This is a genomic window from Leptospira kanakyensis, assembly GCF_004769235.1.
In the GTDB taxonomy this organism is placed as follows: Bacteria; Spirochaetota; Leptospiria; order Leptospirales; family Leptospiraceae; genus Leptospira_A; species Leptospira_A kanakyensis.
In genome coordinates, this window is sequence record NZ_RQFG01000010.1 from 46,711 (window position 1) to 64,350 (window position 17,640).

Consider the following 17,640-nt stretch of genomic DNA (forward strand, 5'->3'; position numbering starts at 1 on the left):
GGCTCTCTAAACGAGAGCCAAATCTTTTTCCTCAGTGTTTGGTGAAGAACCATCATCTTTTTTAGGAGGTTCTTTGTATTCTGTCCAAGGAGTTTCCGAATACACAAGTTTACCTTCTACAAAATCAACTAGGATCTTTGTCGGGTTATCATAAACGCCTTTCAAAGACTGCACTGCCATATAGTCTTCCAATTCTCTTTGGAACACACGTCTGAGTGGACGGGCTCCATAGTTTTGGTCGTATCCAATGGTTGCAAAATGTTCTTTTGCCAATTGAGAAAGATCCACAAGCACTTTCTTTTCAGTCAAACGTTTGTTAAAGTCTTTTAACATGATATCCACAATGTTTACGATCTCTTCTTTTTTGAGAGGAGCAAAGTAAACCACTTCATCCACACGGTTGAGGAATTCTGGGTTAAAATGTTTTTTCAACTGTTCACGAGCTTGTTCGGCTTTATAAGATTCTCTTTCTTCTGCAAAGTCTTCAAAACCCAATCGTCCACCTTTCGAAATTTCTTTCGCAGCGATGTTCGAAGTCATGATGATGATGGTATCGCGGAAGTTTACCTTACGACCTTTGGTATCCGTTAAATTCCCTTCTTCCATGATTTGGAGTAGGATATTAAAAAGATCATGGTGTGCCTTTTCGATTTCATCAAGAAGCACCAAACTGTATGGTTTTCTTCTGACAAACTCAGTGAGTTGGCCACCATCATCATACCCTACGTAACCTGGAGGAGCTCCAATCAGACGGGAGACTGCATGAGGTTCCATGTATTCCGACATATCGATGCGGAGCATATTGTCTTCAGATCCAAACAACTGTTCTGCGAGTGCTTTTGCAAGTTCCGTTTTTCCCACACCTGTTGGTCCAAGGAAAATAAACGACCCTGTAGGACGTTTTTCACTTTTGAGACCGGTTCTAGAACGTCTGACGGCACGAGCTACTTTTTCGATGGCATCAGTTTGGCCAACAATACGATTTTTAATGTCTGATTCCAAATTGAGAAGTTTGGTATTTTCGGACTGTTCCATTTTTTTCAAAGGGATTCCTGTCCAAAGGCTGACCACAGAAAGAATATCTTCTTCTTCAATGGAAACTGCATAACCTTCCATACGTTCTTGCCATTGTTTGGTTTTTTCTTCCAATTGGCCTTTTTTACGATTCACTTCATCGCGAACAGCCGCTGCCTTTTCATACTCTTGGCTACGAACCAAATCTTCTTTTTTAACAGAAAGAGCTTTGATTTCTTCTTCGATTTCTTTGATTTCGTTAGGGCGTTGGCAGTTTGCTAGGCGGGCCTTAGCACCTGCTTCATCAATGATATCAATCGCTTTGTCTGGTAAAAATCGATCGTTGATATAACGGTGAGATAACTTCACAGCTTGTTCGATCGCTTTTTCCGAATAACGAACCTTATGGTGGGCTTCGTATGCTTTTTTCAAACCATCGAGGATAAGAACGGCATCATCTACTGAAGGTTCAAGAACCTTCACCATTTGGAATCTTCTTTCCAAAGCAGAATCTTTTTCGATGTATTTACGATATTCGTTATTGGTAGTCGCGCCAATACATTGTAATTCCCCACGAGCAAGAGCTGGTTTTAAGATGTTTGCTGCATCCACCGCTCCTTCTGCCGCACCGGCTCCAATCAGAGTGTGCAACTCATCAATAAAGATAATGATGTTTTGAGAAGTAACGATTTCTTTCATGATTTTTTTCAATCGTTCTTCAAACTCACCACGGTATTTCGTACCGGCAATGAGACTTGCCAAATCAAGAGATAACACTCGTTTATCGAAAAGTAGATCTGGAACCAACTTTTCAATCACAGCTTGCGCAAGTCCCTCCACAATCGCCGTTTTTCCCACACCCGATTCTCCTACAAGGACTGGGTTGTTTTTGGTTTTACGAGAAAGGATTTGGATGACACGTTCGATTTCTTTGGAACGACCAATGACCGGATCCAATTTTTTCTCACGAGCGAGTTGGGTTAGATCCCGTGCAAACTCATCCAAAATAGGAGTTTTACTCTTTTCTTGTCTTGGAGCCGCTTGTTGTTGTGTTTGGCCTTGGGTCGCACCTTGCGTACCTGTCGTTCCGCCCACAGCACCAGAAGGTGGTGCCCCAAGAAGTCTTAAAATCTCAGATTTAATGACGTTATAATTTACGCTGAAAGAAGATAGAGATCCACCGGCGATATTATTGTTATCGCGTAGCAATGCCAAAAGAATGTGTTCGGTTCCCACATAGTTATGTTTGAGGCGTTTTGCTTCCTCTTTAGAAACTTCGATCATTTTTTGGTATTTGTCTTGTCCTTGGCTTACATCCAAAAGCAAGGCACCAGAACCCTCACGAGTTCTTTTTTCGACTTCTTTTCGAAGTTCGTTCAAATTGATATTTAGATTCGTTAAAATCTTAATCGCGACAGAGTCCTCCTCCCGGAGAAGCCCAAGTAGAATGTGCTCAGGACCGATAAAATCGGAACCCAAACGTTTTGCCTCATCTTGGGCGATTTCGTTGATGACTCTTTTTGCTCTTTTTGTGAATTCCAACATGCCGCACCCTGCCTTTATTAATTAGACGAACGTTCTTTGTTCCCATCATGACCGTACCGGTTTAATAGGAGCCTAGTAAACCAAGAATTTTGTAAAACTTACGTTTTTGAACCACGGAAGCGTTCTTCCACGAAATTTTTACGACAAGAACTCGGTCTTTTCCGATGTTCCTAGTTCTATGATCGGTGGAAGGAGCAAATTCTATACCAAATTCAGACAATGTTTGTAAATTTGAAAAAAACTCAGAAACGGCTTCTGGCTCCACTGCAACCAGAAGAGAATCCCTCCTCCCCGCCCCCAAATTCGTCGGACAGGAAGAAACAAAACCCAGTTCCGGGTGGTGTGCCCAATTTTCCTTTTGGAAAAAAAATCGGTAAATAGAGAGGTCTTTCCCAAAACCTACCCATTTTTTCGCACGATACCATTCCTTGCCGGGAACAATTTTTTCAAAACGAATATGATCCTCTGACCCCAAATAAAAACCCATACTAGATTCAGGATTCTCATTTCGTGTTTCGGTAGGCAAAAGACCGTCGGGATACAGATATGGGTCCAGATGGCTACCAGCTAACAGCTGCTTTGATTTCAATTCAGAAGGTTCATAATAAGGAAAAAGATTCGATTTTAGATTTCTTGTGAGTCTTGTTCGTAAAGATAAAAGAGTTAAGGACTTTGTATTTTCTTTTACAAAGTTCTCTAAGGTTTGGATTTCTTTATCAGGAATTATTTTTTTTAGATTTGGTTTGGGATATTCAAAAACAGAAATACAATGGATACAACCGAACTTGCCGCTTTTACGAAACTGAGGTTCTTTGGTTCCGCAAAAACGACAAAAACGCATCTTATGTAACTGACGTTAGTTTTCCAGATACAATTCGGTTTCTTTTGTGAGCCATGGAAGCAAGCTCCAAGTCATGAGTCACAAGGATGAGAGAAAACTTAAATTCGTTTTGGAGTTCTTTGATGAGATCCATCAAATGGCGCGAATTGTCACGATCCAAATTTCCTGTAGGTTCATCGGCTAAAATCAGTTGCCTTCTTCCCACAAGTGCACGTGCCACACCAACTCTTGCACTTTCTCCACCTGAAAGTTGGGAAGGAAAACTTTCTGTTCTCTCCCCAAGACCAACTTTTTGTAAAATTTCAATCGCTCGTTGTTTTGCCAAACCAGGATTCATTCTAGCAATCAGAAGTGGCATCATCACATTTTCTAATGCAGTAAAGTCTGGCAGAAGAAGGTGTTGTTGGAAAATAAAAGAAATTTTTTCAGCCCGAAAACTTTCTCTTTGTTTTTCGTTTAGGTTTTTTAGGCTCACTCCGCAAACATCCACCTCACCGTCGTCAAACGAATCCATAGCCCCAAGGATATTCAGAAGTGTGGACTTTCCCACTCCCGAAGCTCCTTCCACAGATACAATCTCACCAGGTAAAACTTCAAAATCAAGGCCGGAAATGATATGGTACCTATTGTCCACAACCTGATAGTATTTTTCTAATTTGCGAACAGAAACAGTTGGTTGTACATTCATATTAGTCATTTCGTATTGTATCCACAGGGTTTAGATTGGCTGCCATACGTGCAGGGAAATATCCTGCAAGTCCAGAAAGGATGGTCGCTGCCGTTGTTACCATAAATATAAAGGAAATATCAATATCCACAGGGATATGATCGAAATAATAGATATCCTTTGGTACAAGTTCCACTGGATCCCAATCGCCTGGGTTCAGTAAACCTCCTACACCATTGATGATTTCAGAAATAACATTGATGATGACTTCGAGTTGAGTCGCAATAAAAATTCCAGTCATCCCACCAACAAGCGAAGATAAAATTCCCACTATCATTGCATTCAATGTAAAGATGAGAAGGATATCATTGGAAGCAAGACCAAGTGCTTTTAAGGTTCCAATGGATCTACGTTTGGCCCGGATGAGAGAGTGAACGGTTGCTACCATACCGAGGGCCGCAAGGACGATAAAAAGAAAAACAATGATGGAGATAATTGTTTTTTCAAGTCGGAGTGCTGCCAAAAAGTTTTCTTGTTCTTCGGCAATGGTTCGCACTGACCAAGAAGTATCATCTTGGATTTTTTTATTCCAATTGTCTTCGTTTAACCGAGATAAGATTCTATGTTTGGTCAACTTCAAATCATCAAGGGAACGAACCTTAATGGCAACTTGGTTGACTGCACCTTTCATTTTAAAAAACTCTTGGGCTTGTGGAAGGGATAAAAACACAAACTTAGAATCATAATTATAGTAACCAGTTTTAAAAAGTCCCGCCAAACGAAAGGTTTGAACATTGACTTGAACCCCACGTTCCACAGTGAACCTTCCACCAGGAACCGCCATAGTAATTTCGCGACCAAGCCCATACCCGTAGATGGCACTCATTTCTTTTCCAACAACTACCAATTTTTCAGAATTGATGGCTTGGATTTTATCACGATCGTATTGCAATAACCGAGGAAAGTTTGGAAGTCCATTTTCCACCAATTTTTCTATTGAGTCCACAGGGACCGCACGAATCATAATTGGATTAAAATTGTTATTACTTTGGATGAGACCATGGCTTGTGATATTTCCTTCCACAGAAACAAAAGACTCAGCAAGTTTTGGATCAGATTGCAGGTGCGCGATCACCTTTTCAAAATCATAAATCGCCCCTGACCCATAGGAATTCTCAATGGTAATGTGAGGCCCCCCTTGCCAGAGAGATTCTTTTACTTGTTTTTGGAATCCGTTGAAAATGGAGAGGACAACTACTAGGAGTCCGACTCCCACCGCCATAACAATGAACGACAGCCTGGATTTGATGGAGAGGAAACCCAGAACTCTGGACCCTCGGATGTAACGGATTGTGATTAAAGAGACGATTCCCATGATGACCTAATCTTTTTGACAGCTTTCTTCTAAAGATGGATACTGTCAAAAAAGAACCTTATGCCTGAGACACCAAACTATTATTCTGTCAAAGTAAACCTACGAGACGAAGCGAATATGGTCTACACCATGATTGCGGCAGTCATAGACCCGGTGGAAACCAAATCGGTGAAGTATGAGGGAGTTTCGTGTACAAGCCCACTGTCCCTTTTGCCCATTCGCTCCACGTTTCAGGATTTTTACAACCGGATGCAGAGGGTAATCTACAAAGGTGAACAACAAAAAAACATAACCAAATCCCTACAAGAGCTCATTAAAACCAAATTTGGGTCAGAAAGTTTCTTAGAAGAGATCCTCCACTACATGGATCACAACCTAACAGATCGTTTGGACTTCGTTTTTAGCGAAATGCACAAAAGGACTGCTGGAAATTCAGAACCAAAAGTAGAAATTCATTTCGAACTGATTTCTCCGAACGAAATGACAAAAACAACTGTGGATGAAGAAGAGATTGCAAAAAAAGAAGCACCCCCTCCCACTCCTGTTCCGCAAGCTTCTGGATTTTTAATTCCTTCTGACAAACAAATTGTACAGTTCAAATTCCAACTCTCCCCAGTGAACGGGACACCTCTCGTGGACTTAAAAGCAGGTGATAATGTTTATATCCGTTTGGTTCCAGGAGATCCCATCACCGATTCAATCATTGGCAATTTGGAACTCAAAGAAGAGTCGGGAGCCATCAAACAAATCCCAGCAAAAATCGTAAACATTTCGAATAACAAGAATTTTTCGGAAGTAGTCATCAAACTCAATGAACAAGTTTACGGTAAAATCATTGAAGAAGAAAACTCAGTAAAAATAAAAACCACTGATGCCCAACAAGGTGTTGCCAATATTATGAGTTCTGTTGCTTCCCCTACTGCTGCGGTTTCCAAATCAAAACAAAACCCAACACTTTCTGCAGATGAAAGTTTTCATTTGATGCCTTACATCATTATGTTAGTAGTCCTTGCCATTGGTATGATGACTATTTTTGTGATCTTATAATCTAAAACCTCTATGGAAAAATTTAAAAAACAACTTCCTATCTTTACCCCTATATTCATTGCACTTGTCATCATTCATTCACTGTTTGTTGACTATTCAGTCCAATTCCCTGAATACATTTCATCCGACGATTCCGGATCTGCAGCACAATCCATGAAACCACAAGTTGTTTCAGAAAATGGAGTATTGAATCGGATTTCTTATTTAGAATCTTTTTTGGTAGAATTAGAATCTAGAGAACTCCCTGTGGATACGGAACAAGAAGAAACAAAAGACAATATCAAACGTGTTTTAGTGGGACAAAAACTTTTACTAGGACTTTCTCTTTTCTATTTATTGTTAAGTTTCTCCGCAGCTGTGTCTTATGTTTTCCGAGTTTGGTTTCATAAGGTAATTGCAAATGTATTTTATCCAATCTCTTTTGTTTTTCTTTTACCAAAGGTATTTTTTCAACTCAACCTCATGGTTCAAAATGAGGTTTTTTCCTATTTCTATTTTGTATTTTTAGTTTGTACTTACATCTCAAGTATTTTGTCTTACAGATGGATTTTAAAAAACAAAGAATTGGCAGAGGGATTCCAAGCTTTACAATTTTCATCTTCCTTAGAAGAAGAAGGTAGATCTCCGAGTTCTACAAAAACAGGATCTATCTTTTCACCTGTCTTTCATGTTGCGATCATCATCCTCATTGGAATTTTGATTGGAAACTTAGTTTATATCCCGCTTTTTCTCTTACAAAAACACTATGTAAGCGAGTTCAGTTATTTTATTTTCTTTTTACTTGGGATTTTGTCTTTGTTTTATATCTTCAATTACAAAAAGGTTGGAGGAGAACCAAACATTAGCAATTGGAAAAATTTTGCAGTTAGTTTTGCTTATTTACAGTTTCGATTTTTAAGGAATAGTTTTTGGGCGATGTTTAGTACTGTTGTGATTGTTCTTTTCGTAACTTTTTTATTCAGCCTACTTCTCTTTAATATAGACCTCATCCAAAACAATTTAGGTTTGTTCGGGAAAGCCACCGAATTTTAAACAAACCCTAGTTACACGCGCGATCACAAAGAGTGCCTACCTAATGGCACTCTGGATCTTTTCCTTTCTGCACCACACACCATAACTGGCCGTTCGGATAATAAGTAACACGTTTCAAAAGTTCTCCTTCAGAATTATAAACTTCTGAAGCCTCTTTGGTTCCTGTTGGGTAATAATAAAACCACTCCCCAACCTTCTTATCATTTTCATAACTACCTTTTTCTTCCACTTTCGTGTCCGGGTAATAACGAACCCAATCACCTGTGCGAAAACCACCATCAAAGAAACCTTTTTCGTTCAAACGACCACTGCGAAAGTATCTTTGGTAAGAACCGGTTTCATTTCCAAGTTCCGCAGTTTGGATCCATAATTGTTTCTTTCGGTTTCCCGACCGATAGTTTAGTTCGATATACGGTTTACCGTCAGAAAAATGGAACTTCCAAAGGCCATCCCGTTCCCCATTCACAAAGTTACCTTCCATAATGGGAGTTCCGTTTAAGTAATTCAAACGAATGCTTTTTCCATTTGGTTGGCCAAAGGCATTCACAGGAACTTCGGTCACTAAATTTCCGTTTTCATACCATTCACGATAAGTGCCATCGGCTGTTAATTTATAGTAGTTTGTTTTTTTCTGATACTCTGCTTCCTTCGGAACAGTAATGGGTTTTGTTACTGTTCCCTTACATGGGCCAAAGACCAAACCGGCTAACAATACAAATAGTAATAAGGATACAAAGATCCAAATCGAACTGTCTTTAATGTGTGTAGATGTGGATGTCATTTTCATTTTTGAACTTAGTTAGAATTTCTTTAGAGATAAGAATTCGGTTGAGACGTTTAGACCTAATGGGCGTTAAATATCTTAAACACATAAGGATGGTTCCTTCTGGTTCTAAGGAAGTATATACGATAGGAGTGGTTTTACCAAGCCTCACAAGATAGTTTTTTGACATTTCCCGGATTTTTGATTCCACAAGTTCCGGTGCGAGCACCAGTTCTTCATGAAGGATTTGAGAACAGATTTTTTCAGCCTTTTCCCAATTGGAATTGATGTTTAAATACACTTTAAACTCATCCCAAACAAAATCCATAGTTTCGGAAACAATAAAGAATCGATGTAAAACGATATTGTAATTGGGGAAATGAATGAGCCGATTTGTGGATTGTTCAAATCTAGGGTCGGATGCAATTTCGAGTAAGGTAAACTTAAAAAAACCGATATTGACTACATCACCTTTGATGTTATCGAGTTCGATCCGATCCCCCACCTTAAAACCATTCCCTCCCATAATCATAAACCAACCCACCATATTCAACCAAACTTCTTTGAGTGAAATGACAATCCCCGCACCGGCAAGACCGAGGACAGTAGGTAGTAGAGACAAACTAGAAAAAATAACAGGGAGGTAGGCGATACCAAAAACCAAAAGGAATCCCATACGTGCCACTTTTCTACGATTGTATTCGTGAACCGCATCGGGGGCTGGTTTGATTCTTTCGACAAGAATCATGGTGACCTTATAAGAGAAAACAGCAAACACAACCATGTATCCAAATAGGATCATAGTTTCCGCAAAATCACGATTCGAACGAATGAGTAAAGTAAGTGGATTTAAATCCAAATAGAATTCTTTAAAACTACCGCCACCCATTTTAGAACTTTCCTTTTTGTCGTTTCAGAACTTCCAGAATGTTTTTTCGTTCTACAGAAACACCAAACTTTGGTTTACCGAAATCTTCCAGTAATACGAACTTCAAAGAACTTCCTTCCTTCTTTTTATCATGTTCCATATGTTTCAGAACTAATTCTGGTTTTTCTTCTAATTCCGTTGGTAATTCCAACTGTTTCATAAGAGTGATTGCTTTTTTGAAATTAGATTCGGAAAATCCTGCATACTCACGTGATAAAAGTAAAGCAGTGACAAGTCCAATGGCCACAGCTTCTCCATGAGAATATTTTTTATACTGGGTTAATGATTCAATCGCATGGCCGGTGGTATGGCCCAAATTCAAAACGGCTCGTAAACCCGATTCTTTTTCATCTTGTGCCACAATTCCTGATTTGACCCGAACGGACTCTTCAATCGCATAACGAAGGATTGCCGATTTTTCGGAGTATTCGGAACGTTTAGAATTTGCGATTTTTTCTAAAAAACTGCCACCGTCGAGGAATGCATGTTTTGCGATCTCTGCAAGACCACAACTCCATTCCTTTTCTGGTAAAGTGGAAAGTGTAAAGAGTGGTGCAAAAACAAATTCAGGTTGGTAAAAAGCACCCACCATATTTTTCCCAGAATCCACATTCACCGCAACCTTTCCCCCTACAGAGGAATCCACACAAGCGAGGACTGTTGTCGGAACCTGGACAAACCGCACTCCCCTTTGGTAGGTAGCGGCAATGAATCCAGCAAAGTCTCCGACGACACCACCACCAAATGCAATGATCACGGTCTTTCTATCGGCCTCTGTTTCAATGAGTTGGTTATAAACTTTTTTCACACGATCGATGTGTTTGTTTTTTTCGCCGGGTTTCAAATAGATAAATGAAAAGGAAACATTTAGAGATTTTAGTTCTTTAGAAATATATTTTTCATAGATTCCAGCAATTTCGCGGCTGGTGAGAACATATACTTTGGATACTTTAGAAAGAGAGTTTATTTTTTCCGCAAGGCCCTGGAAGTCTTCGTGTAATTCAATGGGGTAACGGAAACCCTCTCCAATAATTTCCCTTTCCGATAACTTCATGGTTCATTCACCCATGGGCTTGAAATATATCTAGGTTTATTTGAACTTTTGGCGCGAAAGTAATGTTTTATGTCAGGCCTGATGTCCATAGAAAGGATTTCTTTTGTTGTAAAATAACCAAATCCGGAAATTGCTTTTTCCTTTGGATTGAGAACCGGTAACAAATCTTTTACCTTCGTTAAAAAAACAATTTGAATGAGGTGGCGTTTTTTATCTGGATCAATGGATTCATTTAAAAATAAAAAATCGATTTTACTCACTTCTAAAGACAATTCTTCATTTAGTTCTCGTTTGAGTGCTTCCTCTCCCGACTCACCAAATTCAATTCCACCACCGGGAAGTAACCAATAACCGGATTGTTTTTTCTGCTGTTGTACAAGCAAAATTTTTCCCTTAGGATCTTGGATGAGGGCCGCGACACGAACTCGCATCGATTTGGATTTTAATAAAAATTCGATCATAGTATTTTTAAAAAACGTAAGGCCGCTTTTGCAGCCATTTGTTCTGCCCTACGTTTGTTCTTCCCTTCTCCGCTGGATTGGAAGTGGTTCTCACAAACCACAGAAACCTGAAACTCTTTATCGTGGTCAGGGCCCTCTTCTTTCATTACAGAATATTCAGGTAATTTTTTCCATTTCTTTTGGCAAAATTCCTGCAAAATGGTTTTATAATCTTTTGTTTCTTCAGCATCTTCTACCGCCTTTTCCATTGTTTGGAAATGGGGGATGAGAAAGGTTCGGCAACTTTGCAAACCTTGGTCTAAATAAAGTGCTCCTAAAAAGGCTTCAAAACAATCTGCTTGGAGATTGAGATTGGATTCTCCCTTTTCTCTTTCCCCTTTGCCGAGTAACAAAAATTCAGGGAAGCGGTAGGAGCGGGCTAACTTGGCAATGGCGGGAGCTGAAACCATTTTACTTTTTAATTTAGCAAGTTTCCCCTCTTTTCCTTTCGGAAGGGATCTGTATAAAAACTCGGCAGCTAAGATTCCAAGAACAGAATCACCTAAAAATTCCAATCGTTCGTTATCAGAAAGATAACGATCTGAGTCCTCATTGGCAAATGACCTATGAACAAACGCTAGGTGGAGAAGAGATATATCTTTAAACTGAGTTTTAGTGAGAGATTGAAGTTCTTTGAGAGAGGAAATTCTTTCGGGAGGGAGTTTGATTCGAATGGAGTCGGACAAGGTGCAAAGATCCGGGTTCCTCTATGAAAGGAACCCGGTTTTTGGATTGGGAATTACCCCTTAAGTTTATCGATGAATTTAATTACATCGCCTACGGTTTGGATTTTTTCTGCGTCTTCATCAGAAATTTCCACACCAAACTCTTCTTCAAGAGCCATTACTAGCTCAACTGTATCAAGAGAGTCAGCACCAAGATCATTGATGAAGTGAGCTTCAGGTGTAACTTCTGACTCATCAACACCAAGTTGTTCTACGATGATTGACTTAATTTTATCGAAATCTGCCATTTTATATCCTCCAGGCCACTGTAAACAGTGGGGCAAGTGTTAAATCGTTTTCCACCAGGCATATATGTACGCCTAGCGTTTTTTTAAAATGAAATTGTCGGAATTTTTGGCAAGTCTAAATAGATTATTTTCCTCTTGAAACCTTTGACATCGTTCTAACATCACCTAACGTTAATTAACCTGATCATACAAACGACTATTTGCTAAAAAAGGGCCCCAAGCAGTACAACACTTCTGAATTTCCAAAATCCTAGTCCGATTTCCAATGCTTTGCTCCATTTTAGCAGATTTAACTTCTGCTATAGTGGAAACAGCTTCCCCTATTCGTTCGTGATTACGAAATCATCCTTACGAATAAAAATTAAGGAGAATTCCATGATTCAAAATTGGACCCGATCATTCACAACCTTCCTCCTACTTTCCTTTGCGGTATCTTGTACAGAAAAGAAAGAAGACAACAATGCCTTACTTGCAGGTTTATTGCTATTTGCGGCAAACCAAGTCAAAGTCAGTTCTGCTACCGACTTGGTAAACGAATCCGCAGATGATTATAACCAAAACAATTGGGGACTCATCACACCACAAACCTTGGCTAAATTTGTGAACAATTGGCCTGCAAACAAACCAAGCCATATCACTGGTAACCTGATCATTTTACAACATGATGCGGCGAATCGTGTAACCGGTGGTGCAGCATTACCGTATGTAGCAGAAAATCCAAGCCAAGGTGTTTATGTATATCTTCTTGATGACTATATACTAGCATCCGGTGGTTCTTTTCGCTTCAACCAAACCAGAGATACTGGTTTATTTAAAGATTCAGTTCGTTACCAAGCCAATGGTCAATATGTGGATGATTGGTTGAAAACCTTCGGAATCAATCTCTCGAAGGATTTAGTGGTCTTTGCCGTAGGGACTGGAAATGGAATCACCGCTGGTGCCTATCCTGCCAAAGGAACAGGTGCAGGTGCTGTGCAAGAGATTACTCGTGGAGTGTATTGGTTGCGGTATTGGGGAGCTGATATCAAAAACTTGGCAGTTCTCAATGGTAACTTACACAGAAAAGCAACGGCAGCGGGAATTCCATTATCGAGCAGTCGATCAGGAATCAACTTAGAACGAAATGGTGGATTCTCAGTAAAACAGTTGCGAGTAGACAACACTGTCCTGACATTAGGACTCGAAGATATTTATGAAATTGCAAAATCAGGAGGAAATGCAAATCTCACTGGTCTTACCGCCAAACAACAGATTATCGATGCTAGGCCTGCCATACAATACGATGGGACTGCAGATGGATTGAATGTTGCAAGAAATGCGCTTGTAGCAAATCCAACAAACTCAGCTTACATCACTACGTCCTACCAGTCTTCTGGGGCACCATCAGCTTCAGCGGGGAACCAAACATTTGTTCCTTTTGAAGGAAATATCAAATCCTCAAAAACATTCCCATGGTCTGATCTTTTAAAAGATAATGCAGACGGATATGAATATTTAGATAAAGCAGCACTCAAAACACTGTTTAATACAACAAGGGCAGTTTACACTCCGGGAACAACGATCGTTAGTCAATGTAGAACCAATTTTGAGGCTCAAGTCAATGGATTCGCATCTTTGAATATTCTTGGATATCCCACTGTGTATTATGATGGTTCACTTGTGGAATGGACAGCTCTAGTCGCAGGACATGGAACCAGTGCCGTGAACCAAGTACCATCCGACTTTAAATGGAGAACTGACATTGGAGATGTTTCAACAAAACATTGGTACAATGAACCAACTCATGTGGTTCGTCCTAGTATTGATCTCACGGCAACCACCACAAAAAAATTCATCCAAGAAGATAAGGCGTATAAGTACTAATCTCTTTCCCAGTTTACACTTCGTCTCCTGGCATCTGCCGGGAGACATTCTTTTATCAGTTAAAATCCCTTTGCAAAAATGTTTTGTCTGACAGATTGTCATAATGGCAAGGAACGAAAAAGAAGAATCCATTCATATAGGATTCAAAGAAACATTAGCACTCATACTCCCGTACTTTCGAAAAAAACTTTGGGAACAAACAAAGTCAGTCGTTTGGGTTGTATCCTATTTAATATTATTCCAACTCATTGTACTCAGAATCCCCATTAAAGAAGCAGGAATCATTTCTTTAGGAATATTTGCCGTCATCCTCGGGTTAACCTTTTTTATGGAAGGTTTGTATTTAGGCATCATGCCACTTGGTGAAACAATTGGATTAAGACTTCCGCAAAAAGCAAACTTGTTAACAATTATGGTTTTCTGTTTGTTTGTGGGAATCGTTGCCACACTCGCAGAACCCGCCATCTCCGTACTCAAACAAAGCGGATCGGCTGTGAATCCCTGGGATGCCCCATTGTTATTTCATCTACTCAACGAAGGTGCGGATGTGCTTTTCCTTAGCATCGCGATTGGTGTTGGTTTTTCTATCGTATTTGGGATCATTCGTATTATTTATGGAATTTCTTTATCTAAGTTTTTAGTACCAAGTTTGATCGTTCTCATTTTGATCACGATATATTCCTTTAACAACGACAACTTAAGATTAATTTCAGGACTTGCTTGGGATTCCGGTGTGGTAGCCACTGGTTCTCTCACAGTTCCACTGATTGTTGCTTTGGGTCTCGGTGTATCCAAAGCATCACGCACAAGTGATACAACAACAGGTTTTGGTGTGGTGACACTCGCCTCTCTTTTTCCTATATTAAGTGTATTTGTTGTCGGCCTTTACTTTGCGCCAAAGTTACCCCAACCCATGTCCAAAGAAAAATTTTTTGGAAACGGAATTACTGTAGAACAATCCAAACTGATGTTTGGTGAAAAAAATCCAGAAACTCTATTCGGAATCAGCGAAAAAGAACAAAATTCACAACTATCCATTCACAACAAATTAGTAAAAATCATCGAAGGAATTTTGGAAAGTTTTTCAGGCTCTCTCCAAGCCATCATTCCTTTAGCCGGATGTTTGATTCTTTTTTTATACATCATCTTACGAGAAAGTTTACCATTCACCGATGAATTGTATCTGGGAATTTTATTTGTCTTTTTAGGGCTCGCTATTTTCAATTTTGGAATCTTTTTTGGACTCAGCAAACTCGGAAGCCAAGTAGGGAACAAACTCCCCTCTTCCTTTCGTTCCATTGAACTTACCGATTCCACACGGGAAATTAGAAACTTTAATCCAAAAATCGTTTTCACTGCCACCGACGAACAAGGGAAAACAGAAGATTTCTTTTATTTAAAAGATAAAAAGTCTTTTTCTCAAATTCCTTTCCGAGATAAAAACTACGATTCCCAATCAGAAATCTACAGTTATGTGCCAATCCATGGACCACTTTTTGGAAAAGAGGACAACCTCTTAGGATATTTTGTTGCACTTCTGTTTGCTTTTTTATTGGGCTATAGCGCCACACTCGCCGAACCAGCGCTAAGTGCCCTTGCAAATAGTGTGGAGGAAGTGACTGTTGGTACGGTTAAAAAGATGGTTCTCATCCAAGCGGTGGGGATTGGAGTTGGACTTGGTACTTTACTTGGAATTTTAAAAATATTTGTGGGGATTCCTCTTTTGTACATCCTCTTACCATCTTATATATTTTTAGTATTTTTAACCTTACTCAGTAAACCAGAGTTTATCGACATTGCTTGGGATAGTGCCGGGGTAACAACAGGCCCCATTACCGTTCCCCTAATCATTGTTCTTGGGCTTGGAATCGGGAATCAGTTGAACATTGTGGATGGATTTGGAATTTTATCCTCTGCCGCAATCTTTCCGGTACTGACAGTGCTCATTATGGGATTGTGGATGGAAAGATCACGAAGACAATCATTATCAAATATTGAGGCAGAAGAAAAATGAATCATTGCCAAGCCATTCGACTTACCGTTGTTGTTCACAAAGACATTGCAGAAGACGTTCAAAAAGTTTTTACCGATTTAGGTGTACCCTACTTCTCTCATGAACTCGGAAGGTATCCCATCCTCAAAAGAAATCATATTTTTCTTTTGAACCTATATTCCAGTGCTCAGTTGTATAATTTACCTGTTGTTATTTTTCAAGTGCTTACAGATAAAAAAACAGAAGATTTTTTATTCAACAAAATCATTGAATCGGCAGACCTTACCATTCCAGGCCATGGATCCATATATACTGAAGAAATTTCCGTATTTAGTCCGATGGCTGAAAATCTAGTCTACCGAAATCCCATCAAAACAAAACCGATGGGATTTACTGGGCTCACCGGAATCTTTTGTATCATCCAAAGAGGGGCCGCAGACACCATGTCGCATTACATCCTAGAAAATGGGGTGGCTGTTCCTACCATTACTTATGGTGTGGGAAGGGGCTTACGAGACCGACTTGGGTTACTCAGAATCACCATTCCCAAGGAGAAGGAAATTGTTAAGTTAATTGTCCATTCTTCTGACGCAGAACACGCACTAGACTTTATCATTGAAGCAGGGAAACTCGATTTACCTGGGAAAGGATTTATCTTTGAATATCCAATCAAACGAGGACTCATCAACACAAAGATCAGTTTGGATGGACCGAAACAAGCCGCAAGTATGGAACAAGTGATATCAGCTTTAGACCATTTGTATGGGAATATTGATTGGAGAAGGCAGTTTACGAACTTCCGAAAAGGTGCACGAAAAAGGAATTATTTTGAAGGTGTAAACATCCATCTCAATGCAAAAGAAGGCTCGGTTGAAAAAATACTGATGAAACTTTCTAAGTTAGGAATTTCAGGTGCGACCATTTCCCAAGATCGTTTGATTAAATTTGATGAAGAAAATAGTCTCTTTAACCCAGCACGTGATTCTGCAAATTTGCTCATCCCTAAAAAAATGTTAAACGAAGTGATTTCTGAACTAGAAACTTTAAGTTTTTTTGCAGAAGAAACAGAGGGGATTGCATACACAATGGAGATTCCAAGGGCATTTTCTTACCAATCGAAAGGAAATCAGAAAAAATAAAAAATCCCCTCTAAATCCGAATACCTCGGGAATGAGGGGATCCAATGTAACGAATTGAATTCTATCGCTACCACTAAAGTAACCATCACTTAAATTCTCGTGATGGTTACTTTAGCCCTAAATCTTAGTGACCGCCACCTGGTAAAAATCCACCACCATTGATATCAAGGATATGTCCTGTGATAAAAGAAGATGCATCAGATGCAAGGAATGCGATTCCGTTTGCGATGTCTTCTGGAAGACCAGCACGTTTGAGTGGAATTGCTTGCACCATACCGTGTCTGATGTTTTCAGGAATTGCTTCTGTCATTTCAGTTGCGATAAATCCTGGAGCGATTGCGTTACAACGAACCTTTCTAGAAGCCATCTCAAGAGCTACTGCTTTCGTAAAACCAATCACACCTGCTTTAGATGCAGAGTAGTTTGTTTGTCCAATGTTTCCGTTTTCACCAGAGATAGAAGAAAGGTTGATGATGGATCCACCATTTTCTTGTTTCATCATGACTTTGATGGCAGCTTGTGTACAGAGATAAGTTCCTGTAAGGTTTACTGCGATGACAGAATCCCACTGCTCTTTTTTCATTCTCATAAGGAGAGTGTCACGAGTGATCCCTGCGTTATTCACTAGGATGTCTACAGTTCCAAATTCTTTTTTTGCTGAATCAATTAGTTTTTGAGCATCTTCTTCTACAGAAACGTTTGCTACTACTGCGATTGCTTTGTAACCTTTGGATTTTAATTCTTCAGCAGTTGCATTCGTTGCTTCTGGGTTCATATCCGCTACAACGATATTGGCTCCAAGAGAAGCTAGTTTCAAACAAGTTGCTTTTCCAATTCCTCTTGCTCCACCTGTTACGATGGCTGTTTTTCCTGATAAACTAATCATTTGGTTTTTTCCTCTTTTTT

General features: G+C 39.6%; 16 protein-coding genes. 5 read left to right on the forward strand and 11 right to left on the reverse strand.

Features of this window, described 5'->3' with window-relative positions; genetic code table 11:
* Positions 1 to 6 precede the first annotated feature (6 nt).
* The 4 genes from EHQ16_RS08170 to EHQ16_RS08185 form a co-directional block, all read right to left on the reverse strand.
* Positions 7 to 2,559 carry an ATP-dependent Clp protease ATP-binding subunit gene (locus EHQ16_RS08170; protein ID WP_135631414.1) on the reverse strand — a complete coding sequence of 851 codons (2,553 nt, stop codon included), beginning with the start codon at positions 2,557 to 2,559 and terminating at the stop codon, positions 7 to 9.
* Positions 2,560 to 2,620: 61 nt separating this feature from the next.
* A complete protein-coding gene (locus tag EHQ16_RS08175) occupies positions 2,621 to 3,400 on the reverse strand; it encodes an ATP--guanido phosphotransferase (RefSeq protein WP_135631416.1) in 780 nt (259 codons plus the stop codon).
* Position 3,401: 1 nt separating this feature from the next.
* Positions 3,402 to 4,097: an ABC transporter ATP-binding protein gene (locus tag EHQ16_RS08180; RefSeq protein ID WP_135631418.1), complete on the reverse strand. Its 696-nt coding sequence runs from the start codon at positions 4,095 to 4,097 to the stop codon at positions 3,402 to 3,404.
* The gene (locus EHQ16_RS08185; RefSeq protein ID WP_208742267.1) at positions 4,090 to 5,442 is read right to left on the reverse strand and encodes an ABC transporter permease; all 1,353 of its coding nucleotides are present in this window, start codon (positions 5,440 to 5,442) and stop codon (positions 4,090 to 4,092) included. The genes EHQ16_RS08180 and EHQ16_RS08185 overlap by 8 nt, the downstream gene beginning before the upstream one ends.
* A 60-nt stretch (positions 5,443 to 5,502) precedes the next feature.
* Here EHQ16_RS08185 and EHQ16_RS08190 point away from each other — a divergent pair, with 60 nt between their 5' ends.
* Positions 5,503 to 6,489 carry a hypothetical protein gene (locus EHQ16_RS08190; RefSeq protein WP_135631420.1) on the forward strand — a complete coding sequence of 329 codons (987 nt, stop codon included), beginning with the start codon at positions 5,503 to 5,505 and terminating at the stop codon, positions 6,487 to 6,489.
* A 12-nt stretch (positions 6,490 to 6,501) separates the two neighbouring features.
* Positions 6,502 to 7,521, forward strand: coding sequence for an LIC_10230 family protein (locus EHQ16_RS08195; protein ID WP_135631422.1), 1,020 nt, complete (start codon positions 6,502 to 6,504; stop codon positions 7,519 to 7,521).
* Between the two features lie 40 nt (positions 7,522 to 7,561).
* Here the strand turns inward: EHQ16_RS08195 and EHQ16_RS08200 are convergent, their stop codons facing one another.
* The 6 genes from EHQ16_RS08200 to acpP are packed head-to-tail and all read right to left on the reverse strand — an operon-like array spanning position 7,562 to position 11,739.
* Complete coding sequence (locus EHQ16_RS08200; protein WP_208742268.1) at positions 7,562 to 8,302, reverse strand: toxin-antitoxin system YwqK family antitoxin; 741 nt, start codon at positions 8,300 to 8,302, stop codon at positions 7,562 to 7,564.
* Positions 8,277 to 9,173, reverse strand: a complete 897-nt coding sequence (locus tag EHQ16_RS08205) for a mechanosensitive ion channel family protein (protein WP_135631425.1) — start codon at positions 9,171 to 9,173, stop codon at positions 8,277 to 8,279. The genes EHQ16_RS08200 and EHQ16_RS08205 overlap by 26 nt, the downstream gene beginning before the upstream one ends.
* Before the next feature lies 1 nt (position 9,174).
* Positions 9,175 to 10,266: a 3-dehydroquinate synthase gene (gene aroB, locus EHQ16_RS08210; RefSeq protein WP_135631427.1), complete on the reverse strand. Its 1,092-nt coding sequence runs from the start codon at positions 10,264 to 10,266 to the stop codon at positions 9,175 to 9,177.
* Positions 10,263 to 10,727 carry an NUDIX domain-containing protein gene (locus EHQ16_RS08215; RefSeq protein WP_135631429.1) on the reverse strand — a complete coding sequence of 155 codons (465 nt, stop codon included), beginning with the start codon at positions 10,725 to 10,727 and terminating at the stop codon, positions 10,263 to 10,265. Before EHQ16_RS08215 ends, aroB begins: the two co-directional genes overlap by 4 nt.
* Positions 10,724 to 11,452 (reverse strand): ribonuclease III, encoded by a 729-nt coding sequence (gene rnc / locus EHQ16_RS08220; RefSeq protein WP_135631431.1) that lies wholly within the window; start codon positions 11,450 to 11,452, stop codon positions 10,724 to 10,726. Before rnc ends, EHQ16_RS08215 begins: the two co-directional genes overlap by 4 nt.
* A gap of 53 nt (positions 11,453 to 11,505) precedes the next feature.
* Entirely contained in the window at positions 11,506 to 11,739 is a 234-nt protein-coding gene (gene acpP, locus EHQ16_RS08225) for an acyl carrier protein (RefSeq protein WP_100744393.1), read from the reverse strand.
* 375 nt (positions 11,740 to 12,114) lie between these two features.
* Here acpP and EHQ16_RS08230 point away from each other — a divergent pair, with 375 nt between their 5' ends.
* The 3 genes from EHQ16_RS08230 (at position 12,115) to EHQ16_RS08240 (ending at position 16,734) form a co-directional block, all read left to right on the forward strand.
* Entirely contained in the window at positions 12,115 to 13,602 is a 1,488-nt protein-coding gene (locus EHQ16_RS08230; protein WP_135631433.1) for a sulfurtransferase, read from the forward strand.
* 103 nt (positions 13,603 to 13,705) lie between these two features.
* Positions 13,706 to 15,616, forward strand: a complete 1,911-nt coding sequence (locus EHQ16_RS08235) for a DUF1538 domain-containing protein (RefSeq protein WP_135631435.1) — start codon at positions 13,706 to 13,708, stop codon at positions 15,614 to 15,616.
* Positions 15,613 to 16,734, forward strand: coding sequence for a P-II family nitrogen regulator (locus tag EHQ16_RS08240; RefSeq protein ID WP_135631437.1), 1,122 nt, complete (start codon positions 15,613 to 15,615; stop codon positions 16,732 to 16,734). Before EHQ16_RS08235 ends, EHQ16_RS08240 begins: the two co-directional genes overlap by 4 nt.
* 124 nt (positions 16,735 to 16,858) lie before the next feature.
* Here EHQ16_RS08240 and fabG read toward each other — a convergent pair whose 3' ends face one another.
* Positions 16,859 to 17,620 carry a 3-oxoacyl-ACP reductase FabG gene (gene fabG, locus EHQ16_RS08245; RefSeq protein ID WP_004787563.1) on the reverse strand — a complete coding sequence of 254 codons (762 nt, stop codon included), beginning with the start codon at positions 17,618 to 17,620 and terminating at the stop codon, positions 16,859 to 16,861.
* Between the last annotated feature and the right edge of the window lie 20 nt (positions 17,621 to 17,640).